Source organism: Pseudomonas sp. UBA4194, assembly GCF_002379585.1.
Lineage (GTDB): Bacteria > Pseudomonadota > Gammaproteobacteria > Pseudomonadales > Pseudomonadaceae > Aquipseudomonas.
In genome coordinates this window covers 85907-104379 of record NZ_DFUE01000084.1, presented here as the reverse complement: position 1 = coordinate 104379, position 18473 = coordinate 85907, and the positions used below count along the sequence as shown (strand labels likewise).

Annotated in this window: 18 protein-coding genes and 2 pseudogenes; 4 read left to right on the top strand and 16 right to left on the bottom strand. The window is 61.7% G+C overall.

Annotated elements, in window-relative coordinates:
• Positions 1-36: 36 nt before the first annotated feature.
• From B3397_RS20335 to B3397_RS20270, 15 genes and pseudogenes are all read right to left on the bottom strand, one after another.
• Positions 37-1623, bottom strand: coding sequence for a flagellar hook-associated protein 3 (locus B3397_RS20335; protein ID WP_296253526.1), 1587 nt, complete (start codon positions 1621-1623; stop codon positions 37-39).
• A gap of 13 nt (positions 1624-1636) precedes the next feature.
• Positions 1637-3679 carry a flagellar hook-associated protein FlgK gene (flgK, locus tag B3397_RS20330; RefSeq protein WP_296253525.1) on the bottom strand — a complete coding sequence of 681 codons (2043 nt, stop codon included), beginning with the start codon at positions 3677-3679 and terminating at the stop codon, positions 1637-1639.
• 10 nt (positions 3680-3689) lie between these two features.
• Positions 3690-4451, bottom strand: a pseudogene (gene flgJ, locus B3397_RS22615) (flagellar assembly peptidoglycan hydrolase FlgJ); the annotation flags it as partial.
• A gap of 201 nt (positions 4452-4652) precedes the next feature.
• Positions 4653-4742 (bottom strand): annotated as a pseudogene (locus B3397_RS22610) (rod-binding protein); the annotation flags it as partial.
• Positions 4743-4918: 176 nt separating this feature from the next.
• Positions 4919-6028, bottom strand: a complete 1110-nt coding sequence (locus B3397_RS20320; protein WP_296253522.1) for a flagellar basal body P-ring protein FlgI — start codon at positions 6026-6028, stop codon at positions 4919-4921.
• A 12-nt stretch (positions 6029-6040) separates the two neighbouring features.
• Positions 6041-6736, bottom strand: a complete 696-nt coding sequence (flgH, locus tag B3397_RS20315; RefSeq protein WP_296253519.1) for a flagellar basal body L-ring protein FlgH — start codon at positions 6734-6736, stop codon at positions 6041-6043.
• A gap of 81 nt (positions 6737-6817) precedes the next feature.
• Positions 6818-7603: a flagellar basal-body rod protein FlgG gene (gene flgG, locus B3397_RS20310; protein WP_043186004.1), complete on the bottom strand. Its 786-nt coding sequence runs from the start codon at positions 7601-7603 to the stop codon at positions 6818-6820.
• A gap of 50 nt (positions 7604-7653) precedes the next feature.
• Positions 7654-8391, bottom strand: coding sequence for a flagellar basal body rod protein FlgF (locus B3397_RS20305; protein ID WP_296253515.1), 738 nt, complete (start codon positions 8389-8391; stop codon positions 7654-7656).
• A 416-nt stretch (positions 8392-8807) separates the two neighbouring features.
• Positions 8808-8993: a hypothetical protein gene (locus B3397_RS20300; protein WP_296253631.1), complete on the bottom strand. Its 186-nt coding sequence runs from the start codon at positions 8991-8993 to the stop codon at positions 8808-8810.
• A gap of 13 nt (positions 8994-9006) precedes the next feature.
• Positions 9007-10344, bottom strand: coding sequence for a flagellar hook protein FlgE (gene flgE, locus B3397_RS20295; RefSeq protein WP_296253513.1), 1338 nt, complete (start codon positions 10342-10344; stop codon positions 9007-9009).
• A 28-nt stretch (positions 10345-10372) separates the two neighbouring features.
• Entirely contained in the window at positions 10373-11074 is a 702-nt protein-coding gene (flgD, locus tag B3397_RS20290) for a flagellar hook assembly protein FlgD (protein ID WP_296253512.1), read from the bottom strand.
• Positions 11075-11089: 15 nt separating this feature from the next.
• Positions 11090-11533: a flagellar basal body rod protein FlgC gene (gene flgC, locus B3397_RS20285; protein ID WP_296253509.1), complete on the bottom strand. Its 444-nt coding sequence runs from the start codon at positions 11531-11533 to the stop codon at positions 11090-11092.
• 3 nt (positions 11534-11536) lie between these two features.
• Positions 11537-11944, bottom strand: coding sequence for a flagellar basal body rod protein FlgB (flgB, locus tag B3397_RS20280; protein WP_296253507.1), 408 nt, complete (start codon positions 11942-11944; stop codon positions 11537-11539).
• Between the two features lie 419 nt (positions 11945-12363).
• Complete coding sequence (cheR, locus tag B3397_RS20275; protein ID WP_296253504.1) at positions 12364-13191, bottom strand: protein-glutamate O-methyltransferase CheR; 828 nt, start codon at positions 13189-13191, stop codon at positions 12364-12366.
• A 50-nt stretch (positions 13192-13241) separates the two neighbouring features.
• Positions 13242-14168, bottom strand: coding sequence for a chemotaxis protein CheV (locus B3397_RS20270; protein ID WP_296253501.1), 927 nt, complete (start codon positions 14166-14168; stop codon positions 13242-13244).
• Between the two features lie 102 nt (positions 14169-14270).
• Between B3397_RS20270 and flgA the strand changes: the two genes are divergently transcribed.
• The 4 genes from flgA to B3397_RS20250 all read left to right on the top strand — a co-directional run bounded on the left by flgA (position 14271) and on the right by B3397_RS20250 (position 16896).
• Complete coding sequence (flgA, locus tag B3397_RS20265) at positions 14271-14981, top strand: flagellar basal body P-ring formation chaperone FlgA (RefSeq protein WP_414704416.1); 711 nt, start codon at positions 14271-14273, stop codon at positions 14979-14981.
• A 162-nt stretch (positions 14982-15143) separates the two neighbouring features.
• Positions 15144-15449 (top strand): flagellar biosynthesis anti-sigma factor FlgM, encoded by a 306-nt coding sequence (gene flgM / locus B3397_RS20260; RefSeq protein ID WP_296253496.1) that lies wholly within the window; start codon positions 15144-15146, stop codon positions 15447-15449.
• A 49-nt stretch (positions 15450-15498) separates the two neighbouring features.
• On the top strand, positions 15499-15966 hold the full coding sequence (locus B3397_RS20255; protein ID WP_296253494.1) for a flagella synthesis protein FlgN: 468 nt from the start codon (positions 15499-15501) through the stop codon (positions 15964-15966).
• Between the two features lie 183 nt (positions 15967-16149).
• A complete protein-coding gene (locus tag B3397_RS20250; protein ID WP_296253492.1) occupies positions 16150-16896 on the top strand; it encodes a flagellar brake protein in 747 nt (248 codons plus the stop codon).
• 81 nt (positions 16897-16977) lie between these two features.
• On the opposite strand, the gene B3397_RS20245 is transcribed toward B3397_RS20250, so the two are convergent.
• On the bottom strand, positions 16978-18276 hold the full coding sequence (locus B3397_RS20245) for an MFS transporter (protein WP_349679035.1): 1299 nt from the start codon (positions 18274-18276) through the stop codon (positions 16978-16980).
• Between the last annotated feature and the right edge of the window lie 197 nt (positions 18277-18473).

Sequence of the window (18473 nt, the reverse complement as noted above, 5' to 3'; positions counted from 1 at the left end):
AGCGGCGTGAAGCCGCGAAGCGGCCGGCAGCGGTGCTTAAAGCTTGTTGAACAAACTCAGCTGCGAGATCTTCGCGAACGCCAGTTGCGAGGCTTGCAGCATGGTCTGCTGCAGGCTCAGGGTGATCGATGCCGCGGCGAAATCCGTGTCGGCGATGGCCGACTGGGTGCTCTTGTTGGCCAATGCCAGGCTCTGGTTTTCATCGTTCTGAATGTCCAACGAGTTCAACCGCGCACCGATTTCGCCGCGCACGATGTCGATCCGCTCGCTGGCACTGGCCAGGTTGCCCAGGGCCGAGTCCGTGGCGTTCTTCAGCGCCAGGGCGGATTTGGCATCGGTCACCGGAATTTCCAAGGCGGTTTTCAACTGATGCAGGGTGTCCAGCACGTTCTGGGTCTTGTGGCTGTTGGTGTTGACGGAGAACTTGTCGCCCTCCTTCGGCGTGCCGGAAATCTCGAAGGTGATGCCAGCGGCAGTGATCGAGTCGCCCACGGCGTAGGCGCCGGTCGCGATCGGCTTGCTGCTGTCGCTATAGGGCTGGGCGTACACCGCATAGCTGTCATCGCCGGTGAACTTCAGCACCGCGCCGCCACCTGGGAAGCCGGCGGCGAACTTGGCGGTGTCGGTGACCGTGGCCGAGGCAATCTGCGCGTCCGAGGTATTGGTCGCGTTGCGCGTGGTGCTGACTGTGTCGGGCTTGCTGGTCAGGGTGAACTCGTGACCCGCGATATTGATATCGGCATCGGCCGCCACATCGGTGTCCTTGAAGGTCACGTCGATGTCGAACTCCACGCCCCGCAGGTTGATGGTGGTGCCACCGTCAACCTTGGGATCGAATGTGCCATTGCCCGCCACCTCGGAGGTGATGTCCTTGTCGGTCCCATCCGCCAGCTTGGTGGTGACGGTGAACTGGGTGCTGCTCACGAACTTCACCGTGTACGGCTGGCCGTCGGTGAAGCTCTTGTTGTAGCTGGTCAACGAACCCAGGCGACCATCGCTCACGGTCACCCGGCCGTCATCCACAGCAGGAGCGGTCATGGTGGTCTGGGTACGGCTGGTGTTGGTTGCGGTTTCCAGCACGCTGTAGCCAGTGTGGTTGGTGGCCAGCTTCAAGGTGTCGGACACCTGCAGGCTCAGCTCGGTCTGATCGCCCTGGTAGGTATAGCTGCCATCGCTGTTCTGCACGTACGGCGGCGTACTGCTCTTGGAACCGGAGAACATGTACTGACCGTTGGAATCCTTGGTGTTGAGCAAGCCCAGCACGTTCTTTTCGATCTCGCCGATTTCGCTGGCGATCGACGTGCGGTCGGCGTCGCTCAGGCCGCCGTTACCGGCCTGGATGGTCAGCTCCTGGGCGCGTTGCAGCGCCGTGGTGATGCTGTCCAGCACCCCCTCCTCCTGAGTCAGGGAGTTGGTGACGCTGGTCATGTTGCCGCTGTACTGAGTCAGCAAGGCGCTCTGCTGCTGCAACTGCAACAGCTTGGCGGCGCCGACCGGATCATCGGCGGCGGTTTGAATGCGGTTGCCCGAGCTGATCTGCTGCTGGGTCTTGGCGGTGTCCGAAAAATTCTTGGAATAGCCGCTCGCGCTGGTCTCGAAGTACTGAGAGGTGGAAATTCGCATGGTCGACTATTCCTTAAAGGGCGTTGATCAGAACACTGAAGGTTTCTTGCGCAGCCTTGATGATCTGCGAAGACGCCGTGTAGTACTGCTGGAATTTCACCAGCGAGGCGGCTTCGTCATCCAGGTTCACACCGGACACCGAATCGCGATTGGCCTTGGCCTGCGTCAACACCGCGGTAGTGGCAGTGGTGTCCACGGTGGCCTGGCTGGCCTTGGCCCCTACCCGCTCCACCAGCGATGCATAGGCATTGGTGAAGCTCATGCCGGGGCTGCCGTCGCTGGTCTTGCCCACGGTGGCCTTGCTTTGCAGGCCCAGCAATTGGGTGGCATTGCGGTTGTCGGACTTGCCGTCGGCGTTGAAGGCCACGGTGTAGCTGTCGTTGGCCGCGGGCGTGCCGCCAACGGTGGTCTGGAAGCTGAAGGTCATCGGCTGACCATCGGCACCGTTGACCACGGCACCGCTGGCATCGACCACCGGCACCTGGATGCTCAGGCTGTTGCTCTGGCCCGGGACGATGGTACCGGTGCCGATACTCTCGCCCTTGGAGTTGAACACGCTGTAGCTCTGCGCACCGTTGGTGGTGGCGCCGAATACCAGCTTCACCGGAGTGGACGTCTCGATCCCCGACTGCAACTTGCTCAGGTCGGTGCTGCCGTAGATGTCCAGCGTGGTGGTCAAGGTCGGCTGGGTCACGGTGCCGCTGCCGGAGTTGCCGGTGGTGACGGTGGCGGTCAAGGGCGCGGCGAACGACAGCTTGTTGGTGTCGGTCAGCGTGGTGGTGATGCTGCTGGCGCCGTTGCGGGTCGGCGCGACGATGAAGCTATCGCCCGCCTTGGAGGTGCCGCCGTTGAGCTTCAACGAAAAACCGTCGATCTCCGGCGCCGGATCGTTCACCGAGAACGGGCCCAGCGCCTTGCCATCAGCACCGGTCACGGTGAACGCCGTATCGCTGGTGAATTTCACGTTGTATTCGGACGTGGTCAGCTTGCTGGAATCAGTGATGCTGACCAGCAGGTTGCCGGTACCGGTATTGTTCGACGACGCCAGGCTGCGATTGGCGATGGCCGTGGCGCTGTTGATGCTGGAAAACACCGAAGAGCCGAAATCGCCATTGAGGTCGATGCCCTGCCCCAACTGGCTGTTGATGGTGTCGGCCACCACAATGGCAGTACGCCCCAGCTCGTTGATGGCCGGGTTCAGGGAATCACTGCGAAAGCGCAGCATGCCGCCGATCTCACCACCGGTGGTCACCGAGGTGACATCGGTGCTGTAGCCCTGGTACTGAATGGTCAGACCGTACTGGCTTTTGTCCGTGATACCGGGCGTCGCGGTCAGGGTATTGGCCTTGTTGCCGGTGACCAGCGCCTGGCCCGAGCCCAGGTAGACGTCATAGTTGCCGTCGCGCTGCTGCACGGTGACGCCCACCAGCTCGTTGAGCTGGCGCACGCTTTCGTTACGCGCGTCGAGCAGGCTGTTGGGCGTGCTGCCACTGCCCGACAGCGCGGCGATCTGGCTGTTCAGGTCGGCAATGTTCGACGTCAACTTGTTGACCTGCCCTGTGAGGGTGGTCAGCGACGAGTTGATCGCATCGTTCTGCTGGGTCAATTGCGAGGAAATGGAGTTGAAGCGATTGCTCAGGGTTTGTGCCTGGGTCAACAGCAGTTGCCGCGAAGCGGTGTCGCTGGGGTTGGCGGCAGCGGTCTGCACCGCCGAGAAAAAGCTGGTCAGCACCGCGCTGATGCCGGTGGTGCTGTCGGACAGCAATTTGTCGACGCTATTGATCTGGTTGCTGTACGCGGTCGCGTCAGCGCTCAGCGCAGTACTGGTCTGCAACTGGGTGTCCATGTAGCTGTTGTAGATGCGGCGCACGTCGGAAATGGTGGTGCCGGTGCCCAGATAGCCCACGCCGATATTCTGCAGGCCACTGGCAGTATTCACCACCGACTGTCGCGAATACCCTGCGGTCGCAACGTTGGAGATGTTGTTACTGGTGGTCGCCAGAGCTGCCTGGCTGGACGCCAGACCGGACAGCCCGATGGAGATCAGATTCGACATGGTTCAAACCTTATAAATTCGTGGTACTGCTATTGCCGTTGCGTGCGTAGCTCTCGACACCCTGCATCTGCTTGGCGATCGAGGAGATCTTGCTCGCGTAGTTCGGGTCGGTGGCGTAACCGGCCTTCTGCAACTCTTTGACGAACTGCTCAGGGTTATCGGCTGCGTTCACCACACCTTGATAGCGATCGTTGTTCTGCAACAGGCTGACCAGGTCGTGGAAGCTGTCTTCGTAGGAATCGTAGGAACGGAAGTCCGCCGTTTCCTTGACCATCTGGCCGTTGCGGAACTCGCTGGTGATGGCCCGTGCGTTTTCGCCCTGCCAGTTGCCCGTCGCTTTGATGCCGAACAGGTTGTGGCTGTTGCTGCCGTCGTCGGCGCGCATGATCGATTTGCCCCAGCCGGTTTCCAGTGCGGCCTGGGCCACCAGTACCTTGGGGTCGACGCCGATGCGCGCGGCGGCCTTCTCGGCCATGGGCAGCATGGTGGCGATGAAGTCGTCGGACGAACTGAAAGCGCGTTTGGCCGGCGCCAACGGTGGCTGTGCCACGCTCTTGGCGAAGCTGTTGCCGTCGGTGCCGTTCACTGCCAGGCCGCTGCGTGCGGTGTTGGCCAGGCTGTTGACCGGAGCGCTGGCGGGCACGTTGATCAGGTTCTTGCTGGCCGCGGTGGCGTCGCTGGCGGCGGACGGCACGATGCCGGCCACCAGACGATCAGCCAGTTTGCTCGGCAACGACAAACGACGCATGTTCATCATCGCCATGTCGTTGTGGGTGCTGGCGGTGCTGGCAGCGCTGGCGGCCTTGGCATCGGCAGAGGCATCACGGGTGGCGCCCAACGGCTTGTTCAGACTGTTGTCGGCATGGGCAAACGGATTGCCGCCGGCACGGTCGACGCCCTTGGTCTTGGACAGCTGGCGCATGAGCACGTCCTGCAAGCCGATACCGCCGCCTTCCTTGGACAGGGTCACGGCCAACTGCTGGTCGTACATGGACTGGTACTGCTTGGTGGTTTCCGTGTTGAGCGGGTTGTCCTTGGCCAACACGTCGTTTGCCGAACGCATGGACTTGAGCATCTCGCCGAGGAACAGCGACTCGAATTCCTGGGCCACCTTGCGCAGGTTGGCCTCGCTGTCGCGATTCCCGACTTTCAACGAACTCAAGCGGTTCAGGTCGGTGTAAGCGCCTGAATCTCTGGGTCCCGATACTCCGCCCTTCGGCATTTCCATCAGCTAGTACCTCAAATCACGATCAGGTCGGCCTGCAAGGCGCCGGCCTGTTTCAGGGCTTCGAGAATGGCCATCAAGTCGCCGGGGGCAGCGCCCACCTGGTTGACCGCGCGAACGATCTCATCCAGCGTGGTGCCAGGGCCAAACTTGAACATCGGTTTGGCTTCCTGCTGGGCACTGACCCGCGAACGTGGCACCACCGCCGTTTCGCCGCCGGACAACGGCCCTGGCTGGCTGACGATGGGGTCTTCGGTGATGGTCACTGTCAGGCTGCCGTGGGTTACTGCTGCGGGCGAAACCTTGACGTTCTGGCCAATCACGATGGTGCCGGTACGCGAATTGATGATCACCTTGGCCACCGCCTGCCCTACATCGACATCGAGGTTCTCGAGGATCGACAGGTAGTCCACGCGCTGGCTGGGGTCGACCGGTGCAGTGACGCGAACCGAGCCCCCATCAACCGCTTGTGCAACTCCCGGGCCAAGCAGCTCGTTGACCTTGTCGACGATGTGCTTGGCGGTGGTGAAGTCCGGTCTATTGAGGTTCAGGGTCAGGCTGTTGCCCTGGTTGAAGCCACTGGGCACGGCGCGCTCGACGCTGGCACCGCCAGGAATCCGTCCTGCCGACGGCACGTTGACGGTGATTTTCGAACCGTCGCGGCCTTCGGCGTCAAAACCACCGACGACCAGGTTGCCCTGGGCAATGGCGTAGACGTTGCCGTCGATACCTTTGAGCGGGGTCATCAGCAGGCTGCCACCGCGCAGGCTTTTCGAGTTGCCGATGGACGATACGGTGATGTCGATCACCTGACCCGGCTTGGCGAACGGTGGCAGGTCGGCATGGATCGACACGGCCGCGACGTTTTTCAGCTGCACGTTGCCCGAACCCGCCGGCACCTTGATACCGAATTGCGAGAGCATGTTGTTGAACGTCTGCAGGGTGAACGGGGTCTGGGTGGTCTGGTCACCCGTACCGTTCAAGCCCACCACCAGGCCATAGCCGATCAACTGGTTGGTACGCACGCCGGAGATGCTGGCGATGTCCTTCAAACGCTCGGCATGGGCGCCAAACGCAGCGGTCATCAGCAGTGCAGCGGCCATCAGGTGTTTGAAGTTGAACATGGACGTGCGCACTCAGAAAGGAAACAGGGGGCTGGCGAAGAAGCGATCCAGCCAACCGGGCTGGCTTGCCTCGGCGAACGAGCCGGTGCCCGAGTAGGTGATGCGGGCATCGGCCACCCGAGTCGAGGACACGGTGTTGTCGGTGGCGATGTCGTCGGCCCGCACCAGGCCGGCGATCCGCACCAGCTCCTCGCCGGTGTTGAGCGTCATCCACTTCTCGCCGCGCACGGCGATGATCCCGTTGGGCAGCACGTCGGCCACGGTCACGGTGACCGAGCCTGTCAGGCTGTTGGCCTGGGCGGCGGCGGCCGTACCATTGGTGGCGCGGGTGCCGCTGTAGCCGGCATCCAGGCTCAGGTCACCGCTGCCCAGGGGATTGTTGGTGCTCACCCCGGCGCCGAACAACGAGGTCAGGCCCAGGCTGGTGCTGCTGTCCTTGCCGACCTTGGAGTTGGCGCTTTTGCTGGCCGAGGTACGTTCGTTCAGGGTGATGGTGATGATGTCACCCACGCGGAACGCCTTGCGGTCGCTGTACAGGTTCTGCTCGAAGCCGGCCTGGTAGATCGAGCCGTTGTTGGCAGCGGCAGGCATGGGCGTGCGCGGCAGCACCGGGGCGTAGTACGGGTCGTTGGGCTTGGCGGCAGGCGCAACGCAGCCGGTCAGCAAGGCGATCCCACTCAAGGCAAGCACATTCAACACACGACTCATGACTCAAACCTCACGGTGTAGCCGGCGCCAGGGGCGCCCAGGTAGCTAGGGGGTTACGGGTGTAGCAGGGTTGGCGCGGGCTTACAGGTTCTGCGTCAGGTTCTGCAGCATCTGGTCGGCGGTGGAGATGACCTTGGAGTTCATCTCGTAGGCACGCTGGGTGGTGATCATGTTGACCAACTCTTCCACGGTGCTCACGTTGGAGTTTTCCAGGGTGTTCTGCAGCACGGTACCGGCGCCGTTCAGACCCGGGGTCGCCACTTGCGGCGCACCGCTGGAAGCGGTTTCCAGGAACAGGTTGCCACCGATGGCTTGCAGACCGGCCGGGTTGATGAAGTCGGCGGTCTGCAGGTTGCCGATCACTTGCGAGGCCGCGTTGCCGGCGGTGGTGATCGACACGGTCCCGTCGGTGCCTACGGTGAAGGTCTGGGCTTCGTTAGGTACGACGATGGCCGGTTCCAGCGCCAGGCCCTGCGCGGTGACGATCTGGCCGTCGGAGTTCAGGTGAAAGGTGCCGTCACGGGTGTACGACACGGTGCCATCAGGCTGCATGACCTGAAAGAAGCCACGGCCGTTGATGGCCATGTCCAATGGCTGATCGGTGGTCTGCAGGCTGCCGGCAGTGAAGTTCTTCTGGGTGCCGACGATGCGCACACCGGTCCCGACCTGCAGGCCCGACGGCAACTCGCTGTCCTGGGTGGACTGCGCCCCTGGCTGGCGTTTGATCTGGTAGAGCAGGTCCTGGAATTCGGCGCGATCGCGCTTGAACCCGGTGGTCGACACGTTCGCCAGGTTGTTGGAAATGGTGGTCAGGTTGGTGTCCTGGGCCTGGAGGCCGGTCTTGCTGACCCAAAGTGCTGGAAGCATCTGTTCTCTCCTGAAGCGCCTGGTTTACGGCGCGATCGCGACTCTTGAAGTTAGATTTGCAAGACCCGGGCCATGGCCTCGTCGTCTTCCTTGGCGGTGCTCATCATCTTGATGTGCAGCTCGAATTGCTTGGAGAGCGACAGCACGGCGGTCATCTCTTCAACAGCGTTGACGTTGCTGGCCTCCAGGAACCCGGACTCGACCCGCACAGCGGCATCGGCAGGCGCCGGCTGGCCGTTGGTGGTATGGATCAAGCCGTCCAGGCCCTTGGTGAGGGTCTTGACGTCGGGGTTGACCAGCTTGATGCGGTCCACCTGAGCCATCACGTTGGGGGCCTGGCCCAAACCGCGGATGCTGATGGTGCCGTCCATGCCGATCTCGATCTTTTCGTCGGGCGGCACGGCAATCGGGCCACCGTTGCCCATGACCGGCAAACCGTTGCCGGCGCGCAGCACGCCCAGGGCATCGACGTTCATGCTGGCGGTGCGCACGTAGGCTTCGCCACCGTCAGGGGTCTGCACGGCGATGAAGCCATTGCCGCCCACGGCAACGTCGAGGTCACGGCCGGTTTCCTGCAGCGAACCGCCACTGAAGTCGGTGGCCGGGCGCTCGGTCATGGCGTAGGCCCGGGACGCAAAGCTGTCGCCGAACACCGGCATGGAACGCGCCTGTTCCAGGTCACGCTTGAAGCCGGTGGTGGAAATGTTGGCCAGATTGTTGGCATGAGCCTTCTGCGCCAAAGCGTTCTGGCTGGCACCGGTCATGGCCACGTAAAGCATCTTGTCCACAGTTGTCTCCCTCGACGGGCGAATGCCGCCTGACGCTGTTCTGACAGGACTAGAGCAATTAGTGGGCCAACTTTTGCAGATAGGCTGTAGCCCTTGTACCACGGGGCTTACAGAAAATAGCGAAGGGATTTTCTAACATTGACGCCGAAAAATCGGCGCATGATTGCCGGTTGCGGCAATCCCAAAGAAGGATTTACGTCGCCAACGCCCCCCACACAACCCTGTAGCAGCGGCGTAAGCCGCGTCAGGCCCAGACCCAACAACCCCTGTAGCAGCGGCGTAAGCCGCGTCAGGCCCCGACCCGGCTTACGCCGGTGCTACACGGGAGCCGCGTCGGGCCTGGACCCGGCTTACGCCGGTGCTACAGGTGGGCCGCGTCGGGTCTGGACCCGGCTTACGCCGGTGCTACGGTGAGTTTAGGGTCTGCATCCGGCGTTGTTGAACGGGCCGGCGAACTTCATGTAATGCTTGCCGGGGTCGGTCTGGGTGCAGAGGTAGCGGCCTGTTGCCAGGCTTTGATATTTGTACCAAGGCGCAGGCGCGGCCAGCGCCGCGCCTGCCCAGGCAGCGACGAGCACTGCCGTGCACAGAAAGAACCTCACCACCCTGCCCTCATCAGCTCATCTGAATGATGGTCTGCATGATGGTGCTCTCGGTGGAAATGGTCTTGGCGTTGGCCTGGTAGTTGCTCTGCGCCTTGATCAAGTTCACCAGCTCAGCGGTCAGGTCGACGTTGGAGTCTTCCAGCGACTGCGATTGCAAGCTGCCCATCACACCGGTATCCGGGGTGCCGATGATCGGCACGCCCGACGAGAAGGTCTCTTTCCAGTTGGTGCCGCCATTGGGCGCCAGGCCCTGCACGTTGGAGAAGTTGGCCATGGCCACCTGGCCGATCACCTTGTTCTGCCCGTTGGTGAAGTTGGCGAACAGGATACCGGTGCCATCGACCGACAGACCCGACAGCTCACCGGTGGCATAACCATCCTGAGATTTCGCCGAGGTCGCCGAAGCTGCGTTGTACTGGGTGGTCGCCAGCATGTCCAGCGAGACGCCATTAGCCGTGGCGTTGGCCCCATTGACCGCCCACGCACCGCTGGCATCCTGAGTTGCCGGGACCCAGCCATCGAGGTTGAAGGTCTTGCCGGCATTGACGGTCAGGCCGGTGGTGACGCCATTGCCGTCCTGCACCACGCCCGGGGTCATGGCGGCGGTGTTCAAGGTGCCATCGGAATTGAAACTCAGCTTGTTGGCCAGCGGCGTCGCCGAGTTCACCGGATCGGTGGGGTTGCGACCGTCTACCAGGGTGTACATGGTCCACGAGTTGTTGGCCGTGTCCTTGACGAAATACTGGTTCAACTGGTGCGCGTTGCCCTGGCTGTCGTACAGGTCGGTGTTGAAGGTGTAGTTGTAGCTGTTCACGTCGGACGGATCGAACTGAGCAACGGTCGGCTGCGCCGCGCTGGAGTTCAAGTTGATCGTTTCACTCACCTTGCTGGTGGCGTTGGGCTGCAGGTTCGACGAGTCGATCTTCAGGTCAGTCAGCACGCCGGTCTGGATCACGCCGTCTTTGGCGTTGTAACCCTGCAGATTGCTGCCGGACACGTTCACCACATAGCCTTCCTTGTCACTGTAGAAGGCGCCGGAACGGGTATAGAGCTTCTGGCCGTTGTCGTTCAAGGCGAAGAAACCATTGCCGTTGATTGCCAGGTCCAGGCTTTGCCCGGTGGAGGTGATATTACCCTGGGTGAACTGCTGGGACACCGCCGCCGTAGTCACGCCGCTGCCCACGGCGGTTTTGCCCGCGGTGGCGCGGATGGACGCTGCGTACTGGTCGGCGAATTCCGCACGAGAGGATTTGAAGCCGGTGGTGGCAACGTTGGCAATGTTGTTGCCGGTCACGTTGAGCGCCTTGTTGGCAGCCGAGAGCCCGCTGAGGCCGATGTTGAAGGTCATGTTGCACTCCTACGCCGAATTAGCCGGCTCAAATTCCGATGGTTTGGACGTTCGACAGCGCGACGCTACCGAGCCCAGCGAGGTTAAGGGTCATTTCGCCGCCGTTGGTGCCCATAGTGACGCTGTTCACCGTGGCCGGCAGGTAGGTAGCCATGGCCGTGGCGGTACCGTCGACGGTTGCCGTAGCCTTGAAGGTGTAGGTGCCGGCATCGACGACAGTGCCGTCGCTGTCCTTGCCGTCCCAGGTAAAGCTGGCGTTGCCGGCCGACTGGCTGCCCAGATCGAGGCTGCGCACCAGGTCACCCTTGGCGTCGTACACGCCCACGGTGGTGTTGCTGCTCGAAGCGGTCAGCGCCACGGAACCGGTCAGGCCCTTGGTGGGGTCCACCACGGCGCTGCCGGTCTGCACCATCACCGAGCGACCCACCAGCGACGAGGCCTGCAAAGCCTGGGACGACTGATAGTTGCTGGCGATGGTATCCACCGTGCTGTTCAGGCTCTGCATGCTTTCCAGGCTGCTGAACTGAGCCAGCTGGGCAACGAATTCGCCGTTGTCCTGTGGGTCCAGCGGATTCTGGTTCTGCATCTGGGTCACCAGCAATTGCAGAAACGCATCCTTGCCCAACGCACTGCCGGCGGTGCCGGTGGAGCTGTCGGTGGTGCTGGTCTGCTTCTGGAGCGAGTCCAGGACCGAGGCGCTGACGCCGGTGGTGCTGTTAACGGTTGTCATCTGTGTTCGCCCTTATCACTGACCCAGGGTCAGGACCTTCTGCATCATGGTTTTAGCGGTATTCATCATTTCCGCATTGGTCTGGAAAGAGCGACTGGCCGAGATCATGTCGGCCATTTCCTCAACGACGTTGACGTTGGGGTAGTACACGTACCCGTCCTTGTTCGCCGCCGGATGATTGGGTTCGTAACGCGCTTCGAGGTTGCTCTGATCTTCGACCACCGCCGTGACCTGCACGCCCTGCCCTGCCGCATCCTGGTCCTGGAACAGCGATTGGCTGCCGCCCGACGACTGACCCTGAAGCATGGTGGCGAACACCGGGTGGCGGGCACGGTAGGTCTGGTCGATGCTCGACGAGACGGTCTCGGCGTTGGCGATGTTGCTGGAAACGGTATTGAGGCGAGTGGTCTGCGCACTCATGGCACTACCGGCGATGTTGAACACACTGGACAGGGACATGGCTTACTCTCCGCGCAGGGCCGATACCAGCCCTTTGAATTTGCTGTTGAGCAGGGTGAAGCTGGCCTGGAAGTTCACCGAGTTCTCGGCATAGTTCGATTGCTCGATCTGCGCGTCCACCGTGTTCTGATCCAGGGAAGGCTGCATGGGGGTGCGGTATTGCAGGTCGCCATCGGCGTCACCGAAGCCTTCGGCAGCAATGTGCTTGCTGTTGGTGGTCTGCAGGCCGAAACCGCCCTTGGTGGTTTTGTCGTTCTGGGCTGCCAGCACCGACGCGAAGTCCAGATCCCGAGCCTTGTAGTTCGGGGTATCGGCGTTGGCGATGTTGTTGGCCAGCACTTCGGCGCGCTTGGCGCGAAAGCCCAATGCTTGCTCGTGAATGCCCAGCGCTTTGTCGAAGCTGATGCTCATGTTGGTACCTATGCGGCAGACCAGATGGTTCGTGCATGAGAGATAGCAACGACTGTGCCAACTTCGAGAAAGCCCGGATTACGTGGGTTGTAGAGGGGTTTGCCGAGCGGCAATGCCAGAAAAGCGGCAAGTTGTTTCCGCTTGTGGCGGTAAAGCGGCAAGGGGAGTGTCAGAAAAGCTGCCGCTTGGGGATGGAGGGGGGACGGTGGTGGATGGTCCCCTCACCCCAGCCCTCTCCCTGAGGGAGAGGGAGCCGTACAGTGTTGTTGCGGATATCGGCGATCAGCTTTTAGCCCCTTCTCCCCAAGGGAGAGGGAGCCGTACAGTGTTGTTGCGGATATCGGCGATCAGCTTTTAGCTCCCTCTCCCTCAGGGAGAGGGCTGGGGTGAGGGGACCATCCACCCCCGATCCCCCCTGCTCACTTGGCCTGGTAAATAATCCCGGGACTGCACTGCACCATCCGATACAACTCCGGCAGTCCGTTCAACGCCTCCGAAGCGCCCAGGAACAGATACCCACCCGGTTTCAACGTACTGTGAATGCGCGTCAGGATGTCTTTCTTCACCTGCGCGGAAAAATAGATCAGCACATTGCGACAGAACACGATGTCGAACTTGCCCAGCGCCGCATAACTGTCCAACAGGTTGAACGCGCGAAACTCGACGCGGCTGCGAATCGGCGCCTTGACGGCCCAGCGACCCGGCCCCTTGGCGTCGAAATAACGCTGCAGGCGCTCTTGAGACAAACCGCGGCCAATCGCCAGGCTATCGTACTCACCGCTCTTGCAGTTGGTCAGCATGGTGCCCGACAGGTCGGTGGCCACGATCTGCACGCCTGACTTGAGCTGGCCCAGGTTGCTGCGCTCGAACTCATCGATGGTCATCGACAACGAATAGGGTTCCTGCCCGGACGAACATGCCGCCGACCAGATGCGCAAACGCGCGCCCGGGCTCGCCTTGATGGCCTCGGGCAGCACCTTGTTCTTCATCACTTCGAAGGGGTAGGTATCACGAAACCATAGCGTTTCGTTGGTGGTCATGGCGTCCACCACCTGCTCGCGCAGGCCACTGCGCGGCTGAGTCTGGATGCGCTGCACCAGTTCACCCAACGACTTGATGCCTTGCACTTCCATCAGCTTGTTGAGGCGGCTGGCCACCAGATACTGCTTGTTCTCGCCCAACAGAATGCCACAGGCTTTTTCCAGGAAGACCCGGAATTGCTCGAAATCCAAATTACCCGTAGACACTATGCCGCCTCTCGCTTGATCTGTAAGCCGGGCACCTGGGCGCCCGGCATTTATACTGCTGCCTTGATGCGTTCGACCACGCGCGCGGCGAGGTCGTCGGGACGAAACTTGGCCAGGAAGTCATCGGCTCCGACCTTCTTCACCATGGCCTGGTTGAACACCCCAGACAGCGAAGTATGCAGGATGATGTGCAGCTTCTGCATACGCGGGTCGTTGCGGATCTCGGCGGTGAGAGTGTAGCCGTCCATTTCGGGCATCTCGATGTCCGAGATCAACATCAGGAATTCCTCTTCGGGACGCTTGCCCTCATCCACCAGCTTGCGCAGGTAATCCAGCGCCTGACGACCGTCGTTCAGCGCCACCACCTCCACACCCACGGTCTGCAGGCAACGGGTGACCTGCTTGCGCGCCACCGAGGAGTCATCCACGGTCAGTACCCGCAGGGTCACCGCCTTGGTCTGGGTTTCCTCGTCCACCACCCCGACGGAAATCGCCTCGGAGGTGGGCGCCACTTCGGCGAGGATTTTCTCCACGTCGATGATCTCGACCAACTGGTTATCCACCCGCGTGACGGCCGTCAGGTAGTGATCGCGGCCGGTGCCCTTGGGTGGCGGATGGATTTCTTCCCAGTTCATGTTGACGATGCGCTCGACCGAATGCACCAGAAAGCCCTGAATCTTGGTGTTGTATTCGGTAATGATGACGAACGTGTCCGCCAACGATTCCAGACCAGGCGCACCGGTGGCCAACGCCAGATCGAGAATCGGGATGGTTGCGCCGCGAATGTTCGCCACGCCGCGCACCACCGGATTGGACCTGGGCATTACAGTCAGTTTCGGGCATTGCAGCACCTCCCTGACCTTGAACACATTGATCCCGTAAAGCTGCTTGCCGTTGAGGCGAAACAACAGCAGCTCGAGGCGATTCTGTCCAACCAGCTGCGTACGCTGGTTCACTGAATCCATTACACCTGCCATGCCCAGACTCCCCTTGCGACCCGTTCGAAAATCGGCACGGGCCTTGCTATTAGCACTGCTATGAACGCAAAAACGACAGTTTCTCGACACCTTGCCGCTGGCATGCTCTGGGCCTCCGCCACCTTCGGTGGTTTGACGCTCAGCGCCGCCGCTCAGGCCGAGAATGTCACATTGCCCGAACAGCTTATCGGTGTCACTCAGGGTTTTCTTGAGTTCACCGTGGAAGATTATCTGGCGACCTCGCAAACCGAGGGCCGTTATCAGATCGAAGTGAACAACCTTGACCCGCGCCTGCGCATGCCGGCGTGTGACAGGGAATTGACAGCCACCCTGGAAAGCCCCGCTCAACCTCTGGGTAGAGTCACTGTGCGGGTTCGCTGCGAAGGGAGTGGACCGTGGACGGTGTTCGTGCCGGCCCAGGTCAAGCTGTTCCGCGAGGTGGTCACCACCACGCGGCCGATGAAACGCGACAGCGTGATCGGTGAAGGGGACGTGAGCTTGAGGGAGCGGGATGTCGGCTCCCTGGGACAGGGGTATCTGGTTTCCCTGGATGAAGCGGTGGGCATGAAACTGGTCCGACCGACGGTCGTCGATCAGGTGCTTACCCCGGTGTTCCTCGAGCAGATGGCGCTCATCCAGAAAGGTGATCAGGTGGTCATCGTCGCGCGCAGCGGGACGCTGGCCGTGCGCATGCCGGGTGAAGCGCTGGCCAAGGGCGGCATGAGCGAGCAGATTCGGGTACGCAACCTGAACTCCAAGCGCGTGGTAAAGGCCCGGGTCACAGGGCCGGGGCAGGTGGAAGTATCGATGTAGTGCTAGCGGCCAGGCCTTGGTTTTCCTACACTGGGTGCCTATTCGGGCCCGTAGCCGCTGCATTCGGGCAATTGTGGACGCCGCTTGAAAGAAAGTGCCTAAAGTTAATCGGCAAGTGGCCGAAAACAAGGCAAGCGTCCTAATACCCAGAGGTACATAACAATGGTCATCGACTTCAACCGAGTGAACAACTCACCGTCAGTGCAGGGCACCACACGCACCACTGGCACCAAGGAAGTAGCGGCCGAAAGCGCCGTGCAGAGCACCGCCAGCGTCAAGAGCGGCGAGCCCGTCACCCTCAGTGACCAGGCCCAGCAGCTGAAAAAGATCACCGACAAGCTGAGCGATCAGCCCACTGTCAATAGCGCCCGGGTTGCCGAACTCAAGCAGGCAATCGCCGATGGCAGCTATAAAGTCGACAGCGAGCGGGTTGCCGGCAAAATGCTTAACTTCGAAGCCCAGCGCTAGGTCTACGCCTGCGCCAACGCTTCTGGACGCTTGAAAGCCAGGGCCCACCATGCACGATCAAACGTTGTTGCAGCTGATTGAAGAAGACATCCCCTACGCCGGCCAGCTCCTCGAGCTGCTGCAGGCCGAGGCGCTGGCCCTGCATGGCCGCGACATGGGTCTTCTGGAAAATATCCTGGCGCAAAAGCAGTCGTTGATCGTGCTGCTGGAACAGCACGGCCGCCGCCGTAGCCAACTGCTGGTGCAGATGGGCCTGAGCCCCGATCGCGCCGGCCTGCAGGCCCTGGCCGCGCAATCCCATCTGGGTGAGCAGCTGTTGGCCCGCGGCGACATGTTGACCCAGCTGTTGGCCGATTGCCAGACCGTCAACGCCCAGGTGGGTCAGGGCATCCTGCGTCAGCAGGTCGCCACCGCCAACCAGATCCGCATCCTGACCGGTGGCGACGCGCCCTCGCTCTACGACAGCCGTGGTTCGACCGCCCGCATGCTCAAGCCACGCGCCCTGAGCCAGGCCTGACCCCGACCGATGAATCCGCTGCAGCAGCGGATTCATCCGCGTCCAGCTTTGCGTCATCCGCCAATATCAGCGCCGCCGGTCAATCCGCGTCACCCCGCCACACCCCCCACTTCCAAGGCGCAATGGTAACTGGCAGAATGCCTGCACCTGCGCAGCCGTCGATAGTCTGGAGTTAACAACACCGTGTCCAATGCCTCGAACAAGGAAGATGCGCCGCAGCCGCCAAAGGTCCTCAGCACGCCTCTGGAGATCGCCGCCAACCTGCGTACTCTGCAGGAAAGCCATGACCCCCTGATCATCACCTTTCACGAGCGCGCGCAACGCTTTCAGAGCTTTCTGGTGGAAGTGGACCGGGACCACAATCGTCTGGTCTTCGATGAAATGATTCCCCGCGACGGCGAACGCTATCTGCTGGCTGGCGAGCCGTTCAAGGTCGAAGGTTTCCATGACGGCGTGCGCGTAGCCTGGGAATGCACCGACACCCTGCAGATCGTCGATAAGGACAACGACCGCCTCTACCATGGCCCGTTGCCCAGAGAGGTGGTCTATCACCAGCGTCGCAATGCCTTTCGGGCCGCCTTGAAGCTGTCGCAACTGGTGGACGTGGAAATGGCCGGCGAGCGTCTGAAGAACACCCTGAGCGGCAAGCTTCTGGACATTTCGGCAAACGGCTGCAAGTTGCGCTTCGACGGCGACATCAGTGAGCGCCTGCAATTGGGCCAGGTGTACGAGCGATTCGCCGCCGCCCTGCCCTTCGGCCCGATGACCACGCCCGTGGAGTTGCGCCATCTGCACTTCGAAGAGCGCATCGACACCACGTTCGTGGGCGTGCGTTTTCATAACATGAGCGGGTTGGTACAGCGGCAGGTGGAGCGCTTCGTCTATCAGTTGCAGCGCGAGGCGCGGCGGTTCGACAAGGATGATTTCTGAGAAGGAGTTAGAAGCCCCCTCTCCCTCAGGGAGAGGACTGAGGTAAGGGGACCATTCACCACTGATCCCCCAACCTGAAATTCAATCCGCCGGTTTCACCACCGGCTCCTCGAACGCCGGCTCCCCTGTCTGCATCTGCTCCTGCACCATATGCTCATCGACCCGCGGGTCAAGCGCGGCCGCCAATGGCGAGTTGGCCGCCGGCATTGCCACGTGGTGCAGCGGGGCGTCTTCCACCACGTGCAGGTTGGTCACCGCCTTCGGACGGATGCGCCACACCAGCACCACCGCGAAGAAACTGAAGAACGCATACAGCATCTGGCTGCCGAACAGCTTCATCAGCACCCCCGCCACCAGCGGACCGATGCTGGCACCCACGCCGTAGGTGATCAGCAGCATCGCAGTCAGCGATACACGACGATCAGCCTCCACGTGGTCGTTGGAAAAGGCCACGGCCAGCGGGTACAGGCAGAACTGCAGCAGCGATACCAGAAAGCCCGCCGCAAACAGAACCTCCAAGGGTACCGAAGGCAGTATCGCCAGCGGCAGCGCCATCACCGCCAGGCCACCGGCGACACTGCGGATCAGCAAGGCGCGGTCGTAGCGATCGGACAGCCAGCCCAGTGGCCATTGCACCAACAGCCCGGCGAAAATGCACGAACCCATGAACAGACCCACCTGCTCGGTGCTCAGCCCTTGCTGTGAGGCATACAGCGGCGCCAGGCCGTAGAAGGAGCCGACGATGAGGCCTGAGCCCAGAACCGTGCTCAGTGACTGCGGCACCCGACTGATGAAGAAACGTGGTTCCATGGGCGCCGGACGCATGGGCGCCGGGTGAATGCGTCGCGTCAGGGCCACCGGCACCAGACACAAGGCGAAGCACAGCGCCACCAGCATCAGCAGTTCCAGACCCAGTTGGGGGTGCACCACCAGGATCAGCTGACCCAGTACCAGACCCGAGTACGAGGCAATCATGTAGCCGCTGAATACCAGGCCACGCTGCTTGGTGTCGGCCTGCTCGTTGAGCCAGCTTTCGATCACCATGTACTGGCACATCATGCCCAGACCCACGATGACCCGCAGGAACAACCAGGCCGGCAGGTAATTGACCAGACCATGGCCCAGCACCGCCGCGCCGACGATACCCGCGCACGTGGCGTAGGCGCGGATGTGACCCACGCGGCCGATCAGCCGGTGGCCGATCTTGCCGCCCAGGGCCAGGCCGAAGTAGTTGGCAGCCATCAGGGCACCGACCCACAGGCCATCGACGTCGTCGGCGGCCAGGCGCAGGGCCAGATAAGTGCTGAGCAGGCCGGAGCCGATCAACATCATCAGCGAGGCGAAATACAAGGCTCGAAAGTTTTTCCAGATTTGGCGCATCGGAGATCCGAATTGAGGTGTGTCAGTACAGGCCCCATCGCGGGCAGAGCCCGCTCCCACAACGATCTCCACATCGGGCGAGACACATGTGCAAGCAGGCACTACCCGCAACGGAAGCACCGCTATATCGAGCCAGCCCCCAAAGCCGCATCCCCACGCCCCCTTCTGTGGGAGCAGGTTCTACCCGCGATGGGAGC

Coding starts and splice junctions, on each gene's coding strand:
- flgH (WP_296253519.1), bottom strand. CDS start 6,736: ATGAGTCGTGTGTTGAATGTGCTTGCCTTGAGTGGGATCGCCTTGCTG.
- B3397_RS20245 (WP_349679035.1), bottom strand. CDS start 18,276: ATGCGCCAAATCTGGAAAAACTTTCGAGCCTTGTATTTCGCCTCGCTG.
- B3397_RS20255 (WP_296253494.1), top strand. CDS start 15,499: ATGCACGATCAAACGTTGTTGCAGCTGATTGAAGAAGACATCCCCTAC.
- flgB (WP_296253507.1), bottom strand. CDS start 11,944: ATGAGCATCAGCTTCGACAAAGCGCTGGGCATTCACGAGCAAGCATTG.
- flgG (WP_043186004.1), bottom strand. CDS start 7,603: ATGCTTCCAGCACTTTGGGTCAGCAAGACCGGCCTCCAGGCCCAGGAC.
- flgA (WP_414704416.1), top strand. CDS start 14,271: ATGCTCTGGGCCTCCGCCACCTTCGGTGGTTTGACGCTCAGCGCCGCC.
- flgK (WP_296253525.1), bottom strand. CDS start 3,679: ATGTCGAATCTGATCTCCATCGGGCTGTCCGGTCTGGCGTCCAGCCAG.
- B3397_RS20320 (WP_296253522.1), bottom strand. CDS start 6,028: ATGTTCAACTTCAAACACCTGATGGCCGCTGCACTGCTGATGACCGCT.
- flgC (WP_296253509.1), bottom strand. CDS start 11,533: ATGTCCCTGTCCAGTGTGTTCAACATCGCCGGTAGTGCCATGAGTGCG.
- B3397_RS20270 (WP_296253501.1), bottom strand. CDS start 14,168: ATGGCAGGTGTAATGGATTCAGTGAACCAGCGTACGCAGCTGGTTGGA.
- flgD (WP_296253512.1), bottom strand. CDS start 11,074: ATGACAACCGTTAACAGCACCACCGGCGTCAGCGCCTCGGTCCTGGAC.
- flgM (WP_296253496.1), top strand. CDS start 15,144: ATGGTCATCGACTTCAACCGAGTGAACAACTCACCGTCAGTGCAGGGC.
- flgE (WP_296253513.1), bottom strand. CDS start 10,344: ATGACCTTCAACATCGGCCTCAGCGGGCTCTCGGCTGCCAACAAGGCG.
- B3397_RS20335 (WP_296253526.1), bottom strand. CDS start 1,623: ATGCGAATTTCCACCTCTCAGTACTTCGAGACCAGCGCGAGCGGCTAT.